The 17,594-nt window shown below is 65.6% G+C and carries 16 protein-coding genes; 13 read left to right on the top strand and 3 right to left on the bottom strand.

All coding sequences use genetic code 11. The annotated features are described in order from the left end of the window. The first annotated feature begins 383 nt into the window (after positions 1 to 383). From ACZY1I_RS17885 to metK, 13 genes are all read left to right on the top strand, one after another. Positions 384 to 1,952, top strand: a complete 1,569-nt coding sequence (locus ACZY1I_RS17885; RefSeq protein WP_463755806.1) for an EspA/EspE family type VII secretion system effector — start codon at positions 384 to 386, stop codon at positions 1,950 to 1,952. Positions 1,953 to 2,141: 189 nt separating this feature from the next. Beyond that, the gene (pyrR, locus tag ACZY1I_RS17880; RefSeq protein ID WP_463755805.1) at positions 2,142 to 2,732 is read left to right on the top strand and encodes a bifunctional pyr operon transcriptional regulator/uracil phosphoribosyltransferase PyrR; all 591 of its coding nucleotides are present in this window, start codon (positions 2,142 to 2,144) and stop codon (positions 2,730 to 2,732) included. Continuing rightward, the gene (locus ACZY1I_RS17875; protein ID WP_463755804.1) at positions 2,729 to 3,691 is read left to right on the top strand and encodes an aspartate carbamoyltransferase catalytic subunit; all 963 of its coding nucleotides are present in this window, start codon (positions 2,729 to 2,731) and stop codon (positions 3,689 to 3,691) included. The genes pyrR and ACZY1I_RS17875 overlap by 4 nt, the downstream gene beginning before the upstream one ends. Further along, positions 3,688 to 4,977 carry a dihydroorotase gene (locus ACZY1I_RS17870; protein ID WP_463755803.1) on the top strand — a complete coding sequence of 430 codons (1,290 nt, stop codon included), beginning with the start codon at positions 3,688 to 3,690 and terminating at the stop codon, positions 4,975 to 4,977. The genes ACZY1I_RS17875 and ACZY1I_RS17870 overlap by 4 nt, the downstream gene beginning before the upstream one ends. Further along, on the top strand, positions 4,974 to 5,477 hold the full coding sequence (locus ACZY1I_RS17865) for a PH-like domain-containing protein (RefSeq protein WP_463755802.1): 504 nt from the start codon (positions 4,974 to 4,976) through the stop codon (positions 5,475 to 5,477). Before ACZY1I_RS17870 ends, ACZY1I_RS17865 begins: the two co-directional genes overlap by 4 nt. After that, positions 5,474 to 6,592, top strand: a complete 1,119-nt coding sequence (gene carA, locus ACZY1I_RS17860; RefSeq protein WP_463755801.1) for a glutamine-hydrolyzing carbamoyl-phosphate synthase small subunit — start codon at positions 5,474 to 5,476, stop codon at positions 6,590 to 6,592. Before ACZY1I_RS17865 ends, carA begins: the two co-directional genes overlap by 4 nt. Continuing rightward, positions 6,592 to 9,942 carry a carbamoyl-phosphate synthase large subunit gene (gene carB / locus ACZY1I_RS17855; protein WP_463755800.1) on the top strand — a complete coding sequence of 1,117 codons (3,351 nt, stop codon included), beginning with the start codon at positions 6,592 to 6,594 and terminating at the stop codon, positions 9,940 to 9,942. The genes carA and carB overlap by 1 nt, the downstream gene beginning before the upstream one ends. Further along, a complete protein-coding gene (gene pyrF / locus ACZY1I_RS17850; protein ID WP_463755799.1) occupies positions 9,935 to 10,771 on the top strand; it encodes an orotidine-5'-phosphate decarboxylase in 837 nt (278 codons plus the stop codon). The genes carB and pyrF overlap by 8 nt, the downstream gene beginning before the upstream one ends. A 398-nt stretch (positions 10,772 to 11,169) precedes the next feature. Beyond that, complete coding sequence (gene mihF, locus ACZY1I_RS17845; RefSeq protein WP_036355303.1) at positions 11,170 to 11,484, top strand: integration host factor, actinobacterial type; 315 nt, start codon at positions 11,170 to 11,172, stop codon at positions 11,482 to 11,484. A gap of 51 nt (positions 11,485 to 11,535) precedes the next feature. Continuing rightward, positions 11,536 to 12,141 (top strand): guanylate kinase, encoded by a 606-nt coding sequence (gene gmk / locus ACZY1I_RS17840; RefSeq protein ID WP_463755798.1) that lies wholly within the window; start codon positions 11,536 to 11,538, stop codon positions 12,139 to 12,141. A 69-nt stretch (positions 12,142 to 12,210) separates the two neighbouring features. Then, a complete protein-coding gene (gene rpoZ / locus ACZY1I_RS17835; protein ID WP_463755797.1) occupies positions 12,211 to 12,543 on the top strand; it encodes a DNA-directed RNA polymerase subunit omega in 333 nt (110 codons plus the stop codon). A gap of 17 nt (positions 12,544 to 12,560) precedes the next feature. Next, complete coding sequence (gene coaBC / locus ACZY1I_RS17830) at positions 12,561 to 13,811, top strand: bifunctional phosphopantothenoylcysteine decarboxylase/phosphopantothenate--cysteine ligase CoaBC (RefSeq protein ID WP_463755796.1); 1,251 nt, start codon at positions 12,561 to 12,563, stop codon at positions 13,809 to 13,811. Between the two features lie 140 nt (positions 13,812 to 13,951). Further along, on the top strand, positions 13,952 to 15,163 hold the full coding sequence (gene metK, locus ACZY1I_RS17825) for a methionine adenosyltransferase (protein WP_463755795.1): 1,212 nt from the start codon (positions 13,952 to 13,954) through the stop codon (positions 15,161 to 15,163). Here metK and ACZY1I_RS17820 read toward each other — a convergent pair. The 3 genes from ACZY1I_RS17820 to ACZY1I_RS17810 all read right to left on the bottom strand — a co-directional run. Then, positions 15,160 to 15,726, bottom strand: coding sequence for a pyridoxamine 5'-phosphate oxidase family protein (locus ACZY1I_RS17820; RefSeq protein WP_463755794.1), 567 nt, complete (start codon positions 15,724 to 15,726; stop codon positions 15,160 to 15,162). The genes metK and ACZY1I_RS17820 overlap by 4 nt on opposite strands. Positions 15,727 to 15,756: 30 nt before the next feature. Continuing rightward, positions 15,757 to 17,235, bottom strand: coding sequence for a flavin-containing monooxygenase (locus ACZY1I_RS17815; RefSeq protein WP_463756279.1), 1,479 nt, complete (start codon positions 17,233 to 17,235; stop codon positions 15,757 to 15,759). A 2-nt stretch (positions 17,236 to 17,237) separates the two neighbouring features. Next, the coding region (locus ACZY1I_RS17810) for a cytochrome P450 (protein WP_463755793.1) at positions 17,238 to 17,594 on the bottom strand (357 nt) is incomplete at its 5' end.

Below are 17,594 nucleotides of genomic sequence, written 5' to 3'. Positions count from 1 at the left end.
ACATCGGTTCGGACTACTCATTTCTGCAGGGCGTTTGCGAATGACGCCAAGGAAAGCTAATCGCGCTTTAAATCGCTACTTCCAGTGCGAATTGTCTTAACCCACATTGCCGACGGGCAGAATTTTTCTTGTGCATCCACCTGTCGGGTTGCAATGACATCTTTATCGCCGTTTTCTCCACGAACCGGATGGCTGCGCAAGCTAGTGCCCGCCGGTCGCTGTGGTGAAAGTCACCCTGTCTCCTGGCAGATCGATCTTTTTCTCTACCTCTGGCGAGCATGTGAGGGCAGCGCTCGATTTATGTGCGGCACCCTAGGTCCGGCCGCTGCTACCATAGGTTGATCGTTATAGATACCCCCAAAAGCAACGTTTAAGGAAGTTCGATGTCGATTTTCTCCGATATGGCGATGGTCATCTCAGGCTTGGTCGGACTCGGTGGAAGTGCGGGGGGCATGACCCTGGACATGACTGGCTTCACGGGCACCGGTCCGAATGCCGAGCACACCGCTGCCGGTGCGTTGAACATGATTGGCAGTGGTGGCGGGATCCTGGGGGGCCTCGGGGCGAATAGTTTTCAAAACTACATATCGAAATTGGGCGACAGCGCGTCATCGACGGCGGACAGACTTGCGTTGCGTGCGAAGAACGTTGCCGATGAAACAGACGTCCACCGATTTTTTCTCAAAAACCTCATTGAGCATCCGGAGGCCGCCACCGAACGCCATATATTTCTCGCGATTCAGGCTAAGAATATGGGGATCGGTGAACTCGCGACTGGGCATGCCTTGGATGCATTTAAGCAGCGTGAGCCAGAGCAGTATAAGCAAATGTTTCGTGACGCAACGCAGGATTTGGTTGAACGCGAGAGACTGGCCGAAAGCGAATTGAAGAGAGCAGCTCAGGCTAAGACGAATGCGGAGAAGGCTCGAGCAGATGCCGACCGCTACGGAGATATGAAGCAGCGAGGCCTGGGTACCGCTATAGGTATTGCGATGACGTTCGTGGAGTCTATGGAGTTGCTGACTGGGTTCGGGACGCCGTGTGATGGCAGTGCTGTGCGGGCTGGTGCGGATAAGTTCAACGCGGTTGCCGAGCCGTTGGAGGCTGCGTTGGCGGGTGCGGACTGGCAGGGTACTGCTGCGCGCGCCTACAACCAGCGCAATACCGAACAGCAGGAGCGAGCCGCGTCGATGGTGGGCGCGGATTTGTCGATGGCGAGGCTGGTGGAGGATCAAGCTGAGTGGGTCGATCACGCGCAGTTGGTTGTCGGTGCCGACTTGACACTGCTGGGGCTAGCGCTGGCCTTGGAGGCGATCATCATGGTGTCGCCGCCGCCGGGTGGGCCGCCACTGGCCAGGTGGTTTGACAGGGTGGTGGCCGGGCTGGGGATCTCTGTCGCGGTGGGCATCCTCTCCAAGGTGGTCGACGCATCGCGCGACAACGCGCGGCGGGCCAACGAGCTGGCCAGCAAATATCAGAGCGCGATGCCGCCGGTCGGCCCGGTCACTCGTGTGGTACCGGCGGTGTCGGGTTTTGGACCCGAGTCGACGAGTGTTGCCGGTGTGACCGGGCCCGCAGGTGCTTCGAGCGCGGTCGGCGGTTCGGGGGCCAGCGGCGCTTCGCCAGACTCTTCCGGTCGCGGCACTCCGGGGTTGGCCACAGCGCAGGCGGAGTCGCCCTTGACGATGGCTGGTTCTGCGCCTACGTTATCGCAGCTGGCTGCTCTCTCGGCGCCGTCGGCGCAGCTACCCGGGCCGGTCGCTCAGGCGGCGGGTCGGTCACAGCCGTTGCCCTCCGGCACCGGCCGCCAGCCACTCGAAGACGCCGACCGCACCGGTGTGGCCGAGCCCGATGGCGCGCAGACTGGCCAGGATGGGCGGTCCGGGCCGGTTCCACTGGACGCCGAACCGGCGCGACACGCGGCCCGCGCCACCGGACTGCCCGGCGGATAGCCAGTCGGTGCTGCCGGTTCACGATCGCCACCGATCAAACTTGTTGTCTAGCAGGGGCGCAGATCTTCTGAATTTATCAACGCGAGCTGTCATTTCGTCGTCGCGGCGCACGATGCTACGCTGCCTCCGCACAGTCGACATCCTTTAACGATCCGTCCGGAGAGGCGGAGAAGGAGGTCAGGATCTCGCATGGGTGCTGCACAGGATGCGTCTGTTGGTCGTGGCGACCCAGAAGCGCAGGAGCCTCGTGAACTGATGTCAGCGCGCGACGTCGGGCGCACCATTTCCCGCATGGCGCATCAGATCATCGAAAAGACAGCGCTGGATAACCCCGAATCACCACGTGTGGTTCTGCTGGGCATCCCAACTCGTGGGGTGACGCTGGCCAGGCGTCTGGCCGCCAACATCGCGGAGTACAGCGGCGTCGACGTCGGCTACGGTTCGCTCGACATCACCCTGTACCGGGACGACCTGCGGAGTAAACCGCCGCGGCCACTGGAAGCCACGTCGATCCCGACTGGCGGTATCGAGGATGCCCTGGTGATCCTCGTCGATGACGTGCTGTACTCCGGGCGCTCAACCCGTTCCGCCCTGGACGCCCTGCGCGACGTCGGGCGCCCGCGGGCGGTCCAGTTGGCCGTGCTCGTCGATCGTGGCCACCGGGAACTGCCGATACGCGCCGACTATGTCGGCAAGAACGTGCCCACCTCCCGCAGCGAGAGCGTGCACGTGCAACTCAGTGAAGACGACGGCAAAGACGGTGTGGTGATTACCCGATGACACCCAGACATTTGTTGGCCGCCGGTGACCTGACCCGCGACGCGGCCACCGCGATCCTCGACGACGCCGACCGGTTCGCCCAGGCCTTGGTGGGTCGCGAGATCAAGAAGCTGCCGACGCTGCGCGGTCGCACGGTGGTCACCATGTTCTACGAGAACTCAACGCGCACCCGGGTGTCGTTCGAGGTGGCCGGCAAGTGGATGAGTGCCGACGTGATCAACGTCAGCTCGTCCGGATCCTCGGTCAGCAAGGGGGAGTCGCTGCGGGACACCGCATTCACCCTGCGGGCGGCCGGCGCCGATGCGCTGATCATCCGGCACCCGGCTTCCGGCGCCGCGCACCTTCTCGCTGACTGGACTGCCGGGGCACAAGACGGAGGCCCGTCGGTGATCAACGCCGGCGACGGCACCCACGAACACCCCACCCAGGCGCTGCTCGACGCGTTGACCATCCGGCAGCGACTCGGCGCGATCGACGGTCGCCGGATCGTGATCGTCGGCGACATCCTGCACAGCCGGGTCGCCCGGTCCAACGTGATGCTGCTGCACACGCTGGGTGCCGAGGTGGTGCTGGTGGCACCACCCACGCTGCTGCCGCGCGGCGTCGAGGGCTGGCCGGTCACGGTGTCCAATGATTTCGACGCCGAATTACCAGCCGCCGACGGTGTTTTGATGCTGAGGGTCCAGGCGGAGCGAATGAACGGCGGTTTCTTCCCGTCGGTGCGCGAGTACTCGACGCTCTACGGCTTGTCGGCCCGGCGCCAGGCGCTGCTGCCCGACCACGCGGTCGTGCTGCACCCGGGCCCGATGCTGCGCGGCATGGAAATCTCGTCGTCGGTGGCAGACTCACCACAATCCGCTGTGCTGCAACAGGTTTCGAACGGTGTGCATGTTCGGATGGCGGTGCTGTTCCATGTCCTGGTAGGTACCGAGACGGCCGGAAAGGAAGGTGCCGCATGAGCGTGCTGCTTCGCGGTGTTCGGCTGTACGGCGAGGGTGAACGCGTCGACGTGCTTGTTGAGGACGGTCAGATCGCCGAGATCGGCGCACCAGAGATCCCGGACACCGCCGACGTCATCGACGCCACCGGCCACATCCTGCTGCCCGGCTTCGTCGACCTGCACACACACCTGCGCGAGCCCGGCCGGGAATACGCCGAAGACATCGAAACCGGTTCCGCGGCAGCGGCTCTCGGTGGCTACACAGCCGTGTTCGCGATGGCCAACACCAACCCGGTCGCCGACAGTCCGGTGGTCACCGACCACGTCTGGCACCGTGGCCAGCAGGTCGGCCTGGTCGATGTCCATCCCGTCGGTGCGGTCACCGTCGGTTTGGCCGGGACCGAGCTGACCGAGATGGGCATGATGAACGCCGGCGTCGCCGGAGTGCGGATGTTCTCCGACGACGGCATCTGCGTGCAGGACCCGCTGGTGATGCGTCGGGCCCTCGAATACGCGACCGGCCTCGGGGTGCTGATCGCCCAGCACGCCGAAGAGCCCAGGCTGACCGTCGGCGCCGTCGCGCACGAAGGCCCCGCGGCCGCGCGGTTGGGACTCGCTGGATGGCCCAGGGCCGCCGAGGAATCCATCGTCGCGCGCGACGCCCTGCTGGCCCGTGACGCCGGTGCCCGGGTACACATCTGCCACGCATCGACCGCGGGCACCGTCGAAATCGTCAAATGGGCTAAAGGGCAAGGCATTTCGATCACTGCAGAGGTGACACCGCACCACCTGCTGCTCGACGACAGCAGGCTGGCCAGCTACAACGGTCAAAATCGGGTGAACCCGCCCCTGCGGGAAGCCTCCGACGCGGTCGCCCTGCGTCAAGCGCTCGCTGACGGGATCATCGACTGCGTGGCCACCGATCACGCCCCGCACGCCGAGCACGAGAAGTGTGTCGAGTTCTCGGCTGCGCGTCCGGGCATGCTCGGGCTACAGACCGCGCTGTCGGTGGTGGTGCAGACGATGGTGCAGCCAGGCCTGCTGAATTGGCGTGACGTCGCCCGCGTGATGAGCGAGAACCCGGCGCGCATCGTAGGACTACCCGATCAGGGCCGCCCGCTGGAGGTAGGTGAGCCGGCCAATCTGACCGTCGTCGACCCCGACGCCACCTGGACGGTGACCGGGGACGAGTTGGCCAGTCGGTCGGCCAACACGCCGTACGAGTCGATGACGCTGCCGGCCACCGTAACCGCGACGTTGCTGCGCGGCAAGGTCACGGCCCGTGACGGGAAGAGTCCCGCATGAATTCAGGCACGCTGGTGGGATCGCTGATCTTCGCGGCGGTTCTGGTGGTGTTGCTCGCGGTGGTGATCCAGCTGATGATGCGCGGCTGGCGCCGCCGCGCCGAGCGCCAGGTTGATCTGATCGGCGACCTCCCGCCGTTGCCCGACGAGTTGGCCACCGCATCGGTCACCACTCGCGGGTTGTACGTCGGCACCACATTGTCACCGGCCTGGAACGACCGGGTGGCCGTCGGCGATCTGGGTTATCGCAGTAAGGCGGTGCTGTTCCGCTACCCGGACGGCATCCTGTTGGAACGCATTCGTGCTCAACCGATTTGGATTCCGCAGGACTCCATCATCGCGATCCGCAGCGAACGCGGCGTCGCCGGCAAGGTCGGGGCCCGTAACGGGCTCCTGGCGATCCGGTGGCGGCTGCCGTCGGGCACCGAGATCGACACCGGGTTCCGGGCGAACAACCGTGATGAATACGTGAACTGGTTAGAGGAGGAACCGCTCAAGTGAGTAAAGCGCTACTGGTGCTCGAGGACGGCCGTGTCTTCACCGGCACGACCTTCGGAGCGATCGGTCAGACGCTGGGGGAGGCGGTGTTCAGCACCGGCATGTCCGGATACCAGGAGACGCTGACCGATCCCAGCTATCACCGGCAGATCGTGGTGGCCACCGCCCCGCAGATCGGCAACACCGGTTGGAACGGTGAGGACGCCGAGAGCCGCGGCGACAAGATCTGGGTGGCCGGCTACGCGGTGCGTGATCCCTCGCCGCGTGCCTCCAATTGGCGCTCCACCTGCACACTCGAGGAAGAGTTGGTGCGCCAGCGCGTCGTCGGGATCGCGGGAATCGACACCCGGGCGTTGGTGCGCCACTTGCGCAGTCGCGGCTCGATGAAGGCGGGCGTTTTCTCCGGTGCGGCGCTCGCCGACCCGGAGGTGTTGATCGAGCGGGTTCGAGACCAGCAGCCCATGCTGGGCGCCGACCTGGCCGGCGAGGTCAGCACCCCCGAGACCTACATCGTCGAACCCGATGCTGCGCAACGCTTCACCGTGGTTGCGCTCGACCTCGGCATCAAGACGAACACGCCACGCAACTTCGCACAGCGCGGGATTCGCAGCCACGTGCTGCCCTCATCGGCAACCTTCGACCAGATCGCCGACATCAAACCCGACGGTGTGTTCTTGTCCAACGGCCCGGGCGACCCGGCCACCGCCGACCACACCGTTGCGCTCACCCGGGAGGTGCTGGCAGCCGGGATTCCGCTGTTCGGCATCTGCTTCGGCAACCAGATCCTCGGCCGCGCGCTAGGCCTGTCGACCTACAAGATGGTGTTCGGCCACCGCGGCATCAACATCCCCGTCATCGACCACGCCACCGGCAGGGTCGCGGTGACCGCGCAAAACCATGGCTTCGCGCTCGAAGGCGAGGCGGGCCAGTCCTTCGACACGCCGTTCGGCACCGCGTCGGTCAGCCACACCTGCGCCAACGACGGAGTGGTCGAGGGCGTCAGACTCGCTGATGGGCGTGCGTTTTCGGTGCAGTACCACCCCGAAGCCGCTGCCGGCCCACACGATGCTGAATACCTCTTCGACCAATTCGTCGAACTGATGGAAGGGAACCGCTAGTGCCGCGGCGGACAGACCTCAATCATGTGCTGGTAATCGGATCCGGGCCCATCGTCATCGGACAGGCCTGCGAGTTCGACTATTCCGGCACTCAAGCATGCCGGGTGTTGCGGGCCGAGGGGCTGCAGGTCAGCCTGGTCAACTCGAACCCGGCCACCATCATGACCGACCCCGAATACGCCGACCACACCTACGTCGAACCCATCACCGCGGCCTACGTCGAAAAGGTGATCGCTCAGCAGGCCGAGCGTGGCAACAAGATCGACGCCCTGCTGGCCACCCTGGGTGGGCAGACCGCACTCAACACCGCGGTCGCGCTCTATGAGAACGGTGCCCTGGAGCGCTACGACATCGAACTCATCGGCGCCGACTTCGACGCCATCCAGCGCGGTGAGGATCGGCAGAAGTTCAAGGACATCGTCGCGAAGGTGGGCGGCGAATCCGCCCGCAGCAGGGTGTGTTTCACCATGGACGAGGTCCGCGACACGGTCGAGGAGCTCGGTCTGCCGGTCGTCGTGCGGCCCAGCTTCACCATGGGCGGGCTGGGATCTGGGATGGCGAAATCCATCGACGAGGTCGACCGGATGGCCGGCGCCGGGCTGGCCGCAAGCCCCAGCGCCAACGTCCTGATCGAGGAGTCGATCTACGGCTGGAAGGAATTCGAACTCGAGCTGATGCGCGACGGCCGCGACAACGTGGTGGTGGTGTGCTCGATCGAGAACTTCGACCCGATGGGCGTGCACACCGGGGACTCGGTGACCGTCGCGCCCGCAATGACATTGACCGACCGGGAATATCAGAAGATGCGCGATCTCGGCATCGCGATCCTGCGCGAGGTCGGCGTGGACACCGGGGGTTGCAACATCCAGTTCGCGATCGACCCCAAAGACGGCCGTTTGATCGTCATCGAGATGAACCCGCGGGTGTCGCGGTCCAGCGCGCTGGCGTCCAAGGCCACCGGCTTCCCGATCGCCAAGATCGCCGCCAAGCTGGCGATCGGCTACACCCTCGACGAGATCGTCAACGACATCACCAAGGAAACACCGGCCTGTTTCGAACCCACCCTCGACTACGTCGTGGTCAAGGCGCCCCGCTTCGCTTTTGAGAAGTTCCCGGGCGCCGACCCCACGCTGACCACCACGATGAAATCCGTCGGCGAAGCAATGTCGTTGGGCCGCAACTTCGTCGAGGCACTCGGCAAGGTGATGCGGTCACTGGAAACCACCCGGGCCGGGTTCTGGACCGGACCGGATCCGGCCGGCACCCTCGATGATGTACTGACCCGGTTGGAGACGCCGACGGAGGGTCGGCTCTACGACATCGAGTTGGCGCTGCGCCAGGGCGGGTCGGTGGAGCGGGTGGCCAAGGCCAGTGGCGTCGACCCGTGGTTCGTCGCGCAAATCGACGAACTGGTGGCACTGCGCGCCGAACTCGTCGACGCACCGGTACTCGACGCGGATCTGCTGCGGCACGCCAAACACTGCGGTCTCTCCGACCGCCAGATAGCGTCGCTGCGGCCCGAACTGGCCGGTGAGAATGGCGTGCGGTCGCTGCGGGAGCGCCTCGACATTCACCCGGTGTACAAGACGGTCGACACCTGCGCCGCCGAGTTCGAGGCGAAGACGCCGTACCACTACAGCAGCTATGAGCTCGATCCGGCGGCCGAAACTGAGGTCGCCCCGCAGACCGAGCGGCCCAAGGTGCTGATCCTGGGCTCGGGGCCCAACCGGATCGGGCAGGGCATCGAGTTCGACTACAGCTGTGTGCACGCCGCAACCACGCTGTCGCAGGCGGGTTTTGAGACCGTCATGGTCAACTGCAACCCGGAGACCGTGTCGACGGACTACGACACCGCCGACCGGCTGTACTTCGAGCCACTGACATTCGAGGACGTTCTCGAGGTGTTCCACGCCGAGGAACAGTCCGGCACCGGCGGCGCCGGAGTCGCCGGTGTCATCGTGCAACTCGGCGGGCAGACCCCGCTCGGGCTGGCGCAGCGACTGGCCGACGCCGGGGTTCCGATCGTCGGCACGCCGCCGGAGGCCATCGACCTGGCCGAGGATCGCGGCGCGTTCGGCGATGTGCTCACCGCCGCGGGCCTGCCGGCACCCAAATGGGGCACCGCCACCACGTTCGCGCAGGCCCGCCGAATCGCCGCCGACATCGGCTACCCGGTGCTGGTGCGGCCGTCCTACGTGCTGGGCGGGCGCGGCATGGAGATCGTCTACGACGAGGAGACCCTCAAGGGCTACATCACCCGCGCCACCGAACTGTCGCCTGAACATCCCGTGCTCGTCGACCGCTTCCTCGAGGATGCGGTCGAGATCGACGTCGACGCACTGTGTGACGGCACCGAGGTGTACATCGGCGGGGTGATGGAGCACATCGAGGAGGCCGGAATCCACTCCGGTGACTCGGCGTGCGCACTGCCGCCGGTGACGTTGGGGCGCAGCGACATCGAGAAGGTCCGCACGGCGACCGAGGCCATCGCACATGGCATCGGCGTGGTGGGACTGCTCAACGTGCAATATGCCCTGAAAGACGATGTGCTCTACGTGCTGGAGGCCAACCCCAGAGCGAGCCGCACCGTTCCTTTTGTGTCGAAGGCCACCGCGATCCCGCTGGCCAAGGCGTGTGCCCGGATCATGCTGGGCGCCAAGATCTCTCAGCTGCGCGCGGAGGGCATGCTCGCGGAATCCGGGGACGGCGCCAACGCAGCGCCGCACGCCCCGATCGCGGTCAAGGAAGCCGTGTTGCCCTTCCATCGGTTCCGCCGTGCCGACGGAGCGGCCATCGACTCGTTGCTCGGCCCGGAGATGAAGTCCACCGGCGAGGTGATGGGCATCGACCGTGATTTCGGCAGCGCCTTCGCCAAGAGTCAGACCGCCGCTTACGGCTCGTTGCCCGCCCAGGGCACCGTGTTTGTATCGGTTGCCAACCGGGACAAGCGCTCACTGGTGTTCCCGGTCAAGCGTCTGGCCGATCTCGGTTTCAAGATCCTTGCCACCGAGGGAACGGCAGAGATGTTGCGGCGCAACGGAATTCCATGTGATGAGGTGCGCAAGCATTTCGAGGCTGCCCAGGAGGGCCGGCCCGTCTTGTCCGCGGTCGACGCGATCCGGGCCGGTGAGGTCGACATGGTGATCAATACGCCCTACGGCAACTCGGGTCCGCGCATCGACGGCTACGAGATCCGGTCGGTGGCGGTGGCCGTCAACATCCCCTGCATCACGACGGTGCAGGGTGCCTCGGCCGCGGTGCAGGGCATCGAGGCGGGGATCCGCGGTGACATCGGGGTGCAGTCGCTGCAGGAACTGCACCGCGCACTCGACACCAGACATCATGACTAGTCCCAGAACCAGTTTCGGAGCGCGCCTGGCCGATGCCAGGACCCGGCGCGGGCCGTTGTGTCTGGGTATCGATCCGCATCCTGAACTGCTGCGGGCGTGGGATCTGCCGACCACTCCCAGCGGGCTGGCCGCGTTCTGTGACATCTGCGTCGAGGCCTACGCCGAGTTTGCTGTGGTCAAACCTCAGGTCGCGTTTTTCGAGGCGTACGGCTCCGCCGGCCTGGCGGTGCTGGAGCGCACCATCGCCGCCCTGCGCGACAACGGTGTCCTGGTGCTAGCCGACGCCAAGCGCGGCGATATCGGGTCGACGATGGCCGCCTATGCGGCCGCCTGGGCCGGCGACTCGCCACTGGCTTCCGATGCCGTGACGGCTTCGCCCTATCTGGGGTTCGGGTCGTTGCTGCCCCTGCTGGAGGTCGCCGCGGCGCACGATCGGGGGGTCTTCGTCCTGGCGGCGACGTCCAACCCCGAGGGGGCGACGGTGCAGCGTGCCGACGCCGGCGGCCGCACGGTCGCCCAGCTGATCGTGGACCACGTTGCGGCCTTCAACCAGGGGGCGGGTTCGCTGCCCGGGTCCGTCGGTGTGGTCGTCGGCGCAACCGTCCTCGAGCCGCCCGATCTGGGCGTTCTGGGCGGTCCGGTCCTGGTTCCCGGCGTCGGGGCCCAAGGCGGGCGTCCCGGGGCCCTGGCCGGCCTGGGAGGGGCCGCGTCGGCCCAGTTGCTGCCGGCGGTGTCACGCGAGGTGCTGCGTGCCGGGCCTGCAGTGCCCGATGTGCGTGACGCGGCCGCCCGCATGTTGGACGCTGTCGCTTACCTCAACGCGAGCTAGCTGCGTCGCGACACGCGCGACGCGCAACCTAAAAGCGTGATCCGCGGCACTCTGACGTGCGGTGGATGCTGTCAGCGTGGTCCGGAGTGCTCTTTCTTCGCCACTGCGCCTCCCCTTGGGTCACTAAAACCGCAGGTAGGCGGGGTTATCAAGGTCAAGAGCCACAACTGTGCAGGGTGTTGGCGCCCGCCTGTCGGACTACCGGGGAGGTTGCTCCTCGAACCGATGCACAGCGGTCCCCGGCGCGTCCGACTGGGACCCAACCAGGGCAAATGACGACGTAACCGGGGGTCGGGTTAGATTTCGTCAGGAAGCGTGGGTACGGTCGTCTGCGCTGGCTGGAGTACCCGGCCGAGACAAATGAAGATCGATTTTTATCGATGAGAGACGGAGGAATCGTGGCTCTTCCCCAGTTGACCGACGAGCAGCGCGCGGCCGCGTTGGAGAAGGCTGCTGCCGCACGTCGAGCACGAGCAGAGCTCAAGGACCGGCTCAAGCGCGGCGGCACCAACCTCACCCAGGTGCTCAAGGACGCCGAGAGCGACGAAGTCCTTGGCAAGATGAAAGTGTCTGCCCTGCTCGAGGCGTTGCCGAAGGTGGGCAAGGTCAAGGCGCAGGAAATCATGACCGAGCTCGAGATCGCGCCGACCCGTCGCCTGCGTGGCCTCGGCGACCGTCAGCGCAAGGCCCTGCTCGAAAAGTTCGGCTCCTAACCAGTCGATGCAGGCTGACCAGCCTGCGCGGGAACCGACCCAGGAGCGCAAGTGAGCGCCCGCGGGGGACCGGACGGAACGACGCCTGTAGGAAGAATAGTCGTGCTGTCCGGTCCCTCTGCGGTCGGCAAATCGACAGTCGTCCGTTGCCTGCGTGAGCAGATCCCGGACCTGCATTTCAGCGTCTCGGCCACTACGCGGGCACCGCGGCCGGGCGAGATCGACGGAGTGGACTACCACTTCGTCAGCTCGGCCCGCTTTCAGGAACTCATCGACCAGGGCGCCCTGCTGGAATGGGCTGAAATCCACGGTGGCCTGCAACGATCGGGCACCCTGGCCCAGCCGGTACGGGCCGCCACCGAAGCCGGTCTGCCGGTCCTCATCGAGGTCGATCTCGCCGGTGCGCGGGCGGTCAAAGAGGCCATGCCCGAAGCTCTCAGCGTATTTCTGGCCCCGCCCAGCTGGGCGGATCTCGAGGCCAGACTGGTCGGCCGGGGCACCGAAACTCCCGATGTCATCCGCCGCCGATTGGACACCGCGCGCACCGAATTAGCAGCTCAAGGCGACTTCGACGTAGTGGTGGTGAACAGTCGATTAGAGTCTGCGTGCGCCGAATTGGTATCCTTGCTGGTGGGAACTGTCCCTGGCCCTGACTGAAGACCAGCATGCGTCAGCCGGAATTGCCCAGAATCTACAGAATTTTCTAACCGCCAGGAGATTGTTTACGTGAGCATTCCGCAGTCCGACACGTCGTTAGCCTCCGTCACCGCCGTGGATCAGTTCGATTCCTCGGCCGGGGTCGCCGGTGCGTATGACACCCCACTGGGCATCACCAACCCGCCCATCGACGAGTTGCTGGACCGCGTCTCGAGCAAGTACGCGCTGGTGATCTACGCGGCCAAGCGGGCCCGGCAGATCAACGACTACTACAACCAACTCGGCGAGGGCATCCTCGAGTACGTCGGCCCGCTGGTCGAGCCTGGCCTGCAGGAGAAGCCGCTGTCGATCGCGATGCGTGAGATCCACTCCGACCTGCTCGAACACACCGAGGGCGAGTAGCGGACAGGCCGGGCGCCATGGGCACCGAGCGCAGCAAGCGGATCATCGTCGGCGTTTCCGGCGGTATCGCGGCCTACAAGGCCTGCACCGTTGTCCGTCAGCTCGCGGAGGCCGGCCACCGCGTCCGAGTCATTCCCACCGAATCCGCACTGCGCTTCATCGGCGCCGCCACCTTTGAGGCGTTGTCCGGTGAGCCGGTGCGGACCGGGGTCTTCCAGGACGTTCCCGAGGTACCGCACGTCCGACTCGGCCAGCATGCCGACCTGGTTGTGGTCGCTCCGGCCAGCGCAGACCTGCTGGCGCGGGCCGTGGCCGGTCGCGCCGACGACCTGCTGACCGCCACCCTGCTCACCGCGCGATGTCCGGTGATGTTCGCACCGGCCATGCACACCGAGATGTGGTTGCACCCCGCCACCGTCGACAACGTCAACACTCTGCGCTCGCGCGGCGCGGTGGTGCTCGAGCCCGCATCCGGAAGGCTGACCGGCACCGACAGCGGCGCCGGCCGACTGCCAGAGGCAGAAGAGATCACCACCCTGGCCAAGCTGCTGTTGGAGCGCCAGGACGCGTTGCCGTACGACCTGGCCGGCTGCAAGGTCCTGATCACCGCCGGCGGCACCCGTGAGGCGATCGATCCGGTGCGCTTCATCGGAAACCGCAGTTCCGGGAAGCAGGGCTACGCGGTCGCCCGCGTCGCGGCGCAGCGCGGCGCTGAGGTCACGTTGATCGCCGGGCACACCGCGGGTCTGATCGATCCCGCCGGAGTCAACGTGGTTCATGTCAGCTCAGCCGAACAACTCGGCGACGCGGTCTCCAAGCATGCCGCGGAAGCGAACGTGCTTGTGATGGCTGCCGCGGTGGCGGATTTCCGCCCTACGCAGGTTGCCACCGCCAAGATCAAAAAGACTGCTGACGGGCCGCCGACGATCGAACTGCTGCGCAACGACGATGTGCTGGCCGGCGCTGTGCAGTCCCGGGCGCACGGTCAGCTGCCCAACATGAAGGCGATCGTCGGATTCGCCGCCGAGACCGGCGACGCCAACGGGGACGTCCTCTTCCACGCCCGGGCAAAATTGCGGCGCAAAGGCTGCGATCTGCTGGTTGTGAACGCGGTCGGTGAGGGCAAAGCGTTCGAGGTGGACAGCAATGACGGCTGGTTGCTGTCGGCCGACGGAACCGAGTCGGCATTGCAGCATGGATCCAAGACTCTGATGGCGAGTCGTATCGTTGATGCGATTGCCACGTTCATTCACGGGGATTCGGGATAGGACTTCCGATAACGTGTGGCCGGGCAGCGTAGCCCGTCGGGAACTCCCGTGAACTTGCAGACAGCCGGGTCGGTCCGGTTTGCTAAAAGGCAACAAATAATTCGCCTAACTAACGTTTAGGGTACGGAGAGGACATAAGAGTGAGCGAGAACGGTCGGCTGTTTACCAGCGAGTCGGTGACCGAGGGGCATCCGGACAAGATCTGTGACGCGATCAGTGACTCGGTGCTCGACGCGCTGCTGGCGGACGACCCGCGCTCCCGCGTGGCGGTTGAGACGCTGGTGACCACCGGGCAGGTGCACGTGGTGGGTGAGGTCACGACCTCGGCCAAGGAGGCGTTCGCCGACATCACCAACACCGTCCGCGCGCGGATCCTCGACATCGGCTACGACTCGTCGGACAAGGGCTTCGACGGCGCTTCCTGCGGGGTCAACATCGGCATCGGCGCTCAGTCGCCGGACATCGCCCAAGGCGTCGACACGGCCCACGAGGCCCGCGTCGAGGGCGCGGCGGACCCGCTGGACTCCCAGGGCGCCGGCGACCAGGGCCTGATGTTCGGCTATGCGATCAGCGACACCCCGGAGTTGATGCCGCTGCCCATCGCGCTGGCCCACCGGCTGTCGCGGAAGCTGACCGAGGTCCGCAAGAACGGGACGCTGCCCTACCTCCGGCCGGACGGCAAGACCCAGGTCACCATCGAATACGAGGACAACGTCCCGGTTCGGCTGGACACTGTGGTCGTCTCGACCCAGCACGCCGACGGGATCGACCTGGAGAACACTCTCGACCCCGACATCCGCCAGCACGTGCTGCAGACAGTTCTCGCCGAGTTGGCGCACGAGACCCTGGACGCGTCCGCGACCCGGGTGCTGGTCAACCCGACCGGCAAATTCGTCCTGGGTGGCCCGATGGGCGACGCCGGGCTGACCGGCCGCAAGATCATCGTCGACACGTACGGCGGCTGGGCCCGTCACGGTGGCGGTGCCTTCTCCGGCAAGGATCCGTCCAAGGTGGACCGTTCGGCGGCGTACGCGATGCGCTGGGTGGCGAAGAACATCGTCGCCGCCGGCCTGGCCGAGCGGGTCGAGGTACAGGTGGCCTACGCCATCGGCAAAGCCGCTCCGGTCGGCCTGTTCATCGAGACGTTCGGTACCGCGACGGTCGACCCGGTCAAGATCGAGAAGATCGTGCCCGAGGTCTTCGACCTGCGTCCGGGTGCGATCATCCGTGACCTGGACCTGTTGCGCCCGATCTACGCGCCGACAGCTGCCTACGGGCACTTCGGCCGCACCGACATCGAGCTGCCGTGGGAGCAGCTGGACAAGGTCGACGACCTCAGGCGCGCGGTCTAGCGCGGCGGTGGCGGGTGGTCGGGGTCGAGCCCGACCAGCCCGTCGATGCTCTGGCGATTGCGGCCGACTGCCTGGGAATAGGCCTCGGGTGGTCGTTTGCCTTGAATGTCGTCGAGCACTGGCCGCTCGCCGACCAGCTCGTAGTAGGGCACCGCAAACCCGCAGGCGTCCGCGATTCGTTCGACGTCGACGACGATGGCTGCGCGTACCCCGGGATGCGCCTTTGTGAAGTGAGTTTGCACGCGCGCGAATTCTTCCTCGTCCGGACGGACGACCCGTCCGGTGCCGAACAGTCGTAGGATGCGTGAGTTGCGGGTGAACGAACAGAACATCAGGGTGATGCGACCGTTGTCGCGCAGGTGAGCGATAGTCTCCACCCCGCTGCCGAACAGGTCGAGATAGGCGACGGTGTGGTCGTCCAGTACCGCGAAGGTATCGACGTATCCCTTGGGGGAGAGGTTGACTCGTCCGCCCTCAGACGGCGCGGTCGCCACGAAGAACATCGCTTGTTCTGCGATGAACTCCCGCAATGAGGCGTCTATCTCCGAGAAAATCTTGGCCACGCTCCGAGCCTAATGGCGACGGAGCCGGCTTCAGGCGCTGAACCGGTAATCGTCGAGATCGAAACGCCTACTACGCCAATAGGCTTCGACGGTCGTGGTCGGGCGCAGCGGAACGTCGCCGTTCTTGTCGAAGTAGTAGCTGTTGGCCAGTCGGCAGCTGTCCTGCCAAAAGATCTGCCGGTGGCGCTTGCGCATCATCTCGGCGAAATACCGGTCGTTGGCCTCCTCGCTCACCTCGATGCGAGTCGCATCGTTGCGCCGCGCCCGCTTGAGGCAGCGCACGATGTGGTGGGTCTGCGTCTCGATGAGTGCGAAATACGATGACCCGACGTAGCCGTACGGGCCGAATACCGTGAACATGTTCGGGAAGCCCGGAACGCTCACACCCTCGTAGGCCTGCAGTCGATTCTCGTCCCAGAAGCGGCTCAACAGTCGGCCGCCGCTTCCGGTGACCGCAAAGGTGGGGACGTTGTCGGTGTCCATCACCTTGAAGCCGGTGGCCAGGATCAACACGTCGATGTCGTAGTTGGTGCCGTCGGTGGTGGCCACCGAGTCGGGGGTGACCTTGTCGATGGGCTCGGTGACCAGTTCGACGTTGTCGCGGTTGAACGTCCCCAGGTAGGTGTTGTGGAAGCCGGGCCGCTTGCACCCCACGGCGTACTGCGGGGTGAGCTTCTCCCGCACCTCCGGGTCCTCGACTTGCTGACGCAGATAATTTCGTCCGGCCGACGCCATGTTCTTGGCGAGCGGGATGACGGTGAAGTACTGGGCCGATATCGGGAAGGTGACCTCGACGAAGGCTTGACTGAGCAGTCGCTGAACCGCTTTGCCGCCGGGAAGGCGCATCGCCCAGCGGGCCGCCGTCGGCAGCGGGACGTCGAATTTGGGAAAGCACCAGATCGGTGTGCGCTGAAACACGGTGAGCTGAGCGACAATTGGTGCGATCTCAGGTATCACCTGCACGGCCGAGGCGCCGGTGCCGATGATGGCCACCCGTTTGCCGGTCAAGTCCTGACTGTGGTCCCAGCGCGCGGTGTGAATCGTGGTGCCGGCGAAGGAGTCCACGCCGTCGATGTCGGGCAGATTCGGGACGGTGAGCACCCCGCTGGCACTGATCATGAATCGCGCGGTGACCTCACCGCCCGGTTCGGTCTGCACCCGCCACAATGAGAGTTCGTCGTCGAACTCAGCGGAAATCACCTTGGTGTTGAAGCGAATTCGGGACCGGATGCCGTATTTGTCGACGCAGTGATTCGCATAAGCCTTGAGTTCGCGCCCGGGTGCGTAGGTGCGCGACCAGTCCGGGCTCTGCTCGAAGGAGAACTGGTAGGAGAACGACGGAATGTCCACGGCGATACCGGGATAGGTGTTCCAATACCAGGTTCCGCCGACCCCGTCACCGGCCTCGACTATCAGATAGTCGGTGAGTCCCGCCTCGTCGAGTTTGATGGCGGCGCCGATACCGGAGAAGCCGGCGCCCACGATCAGGACGGAGTAGTCGGGTGCGATGGTCATGTACGTCCTTCTGCGATGACATGCACCCCGTGTTTGGGGCGCAGGGTTAGCGTTGCTTCGAGTTCGATGGGATGGCCGGGTGCGAGGTCAAAAGTGAAGCGCTGAGTCATGAGTGCCGCGATGAGCACCATCTCCATCAGGGCGAAGCTCTGTCCGATGCAGATGCGCCGGCCGCCACCGAACGGCAGATAGGCCGAGCGGGGCCGCTCGCGGACCCTGCCTGATGGCGGCGACCCGCTGCGCCCGGCTTCCGCCGCGCTTGCGATCGCCGCAGGCCTGCCTGATGGCGGCGACCCGCTGCGCCCGGCTTCCGCCGCGCTTGCGATCGCCGCAGGCCTGCCTGATGGCGGCGA

It is taken from the genome of Mycobacterium sp. IDUB_37 (genome assembly GCF_055419245.1).
This window is presented reverse-complemented; position numbering and strand designations above follow the sequence as displayed.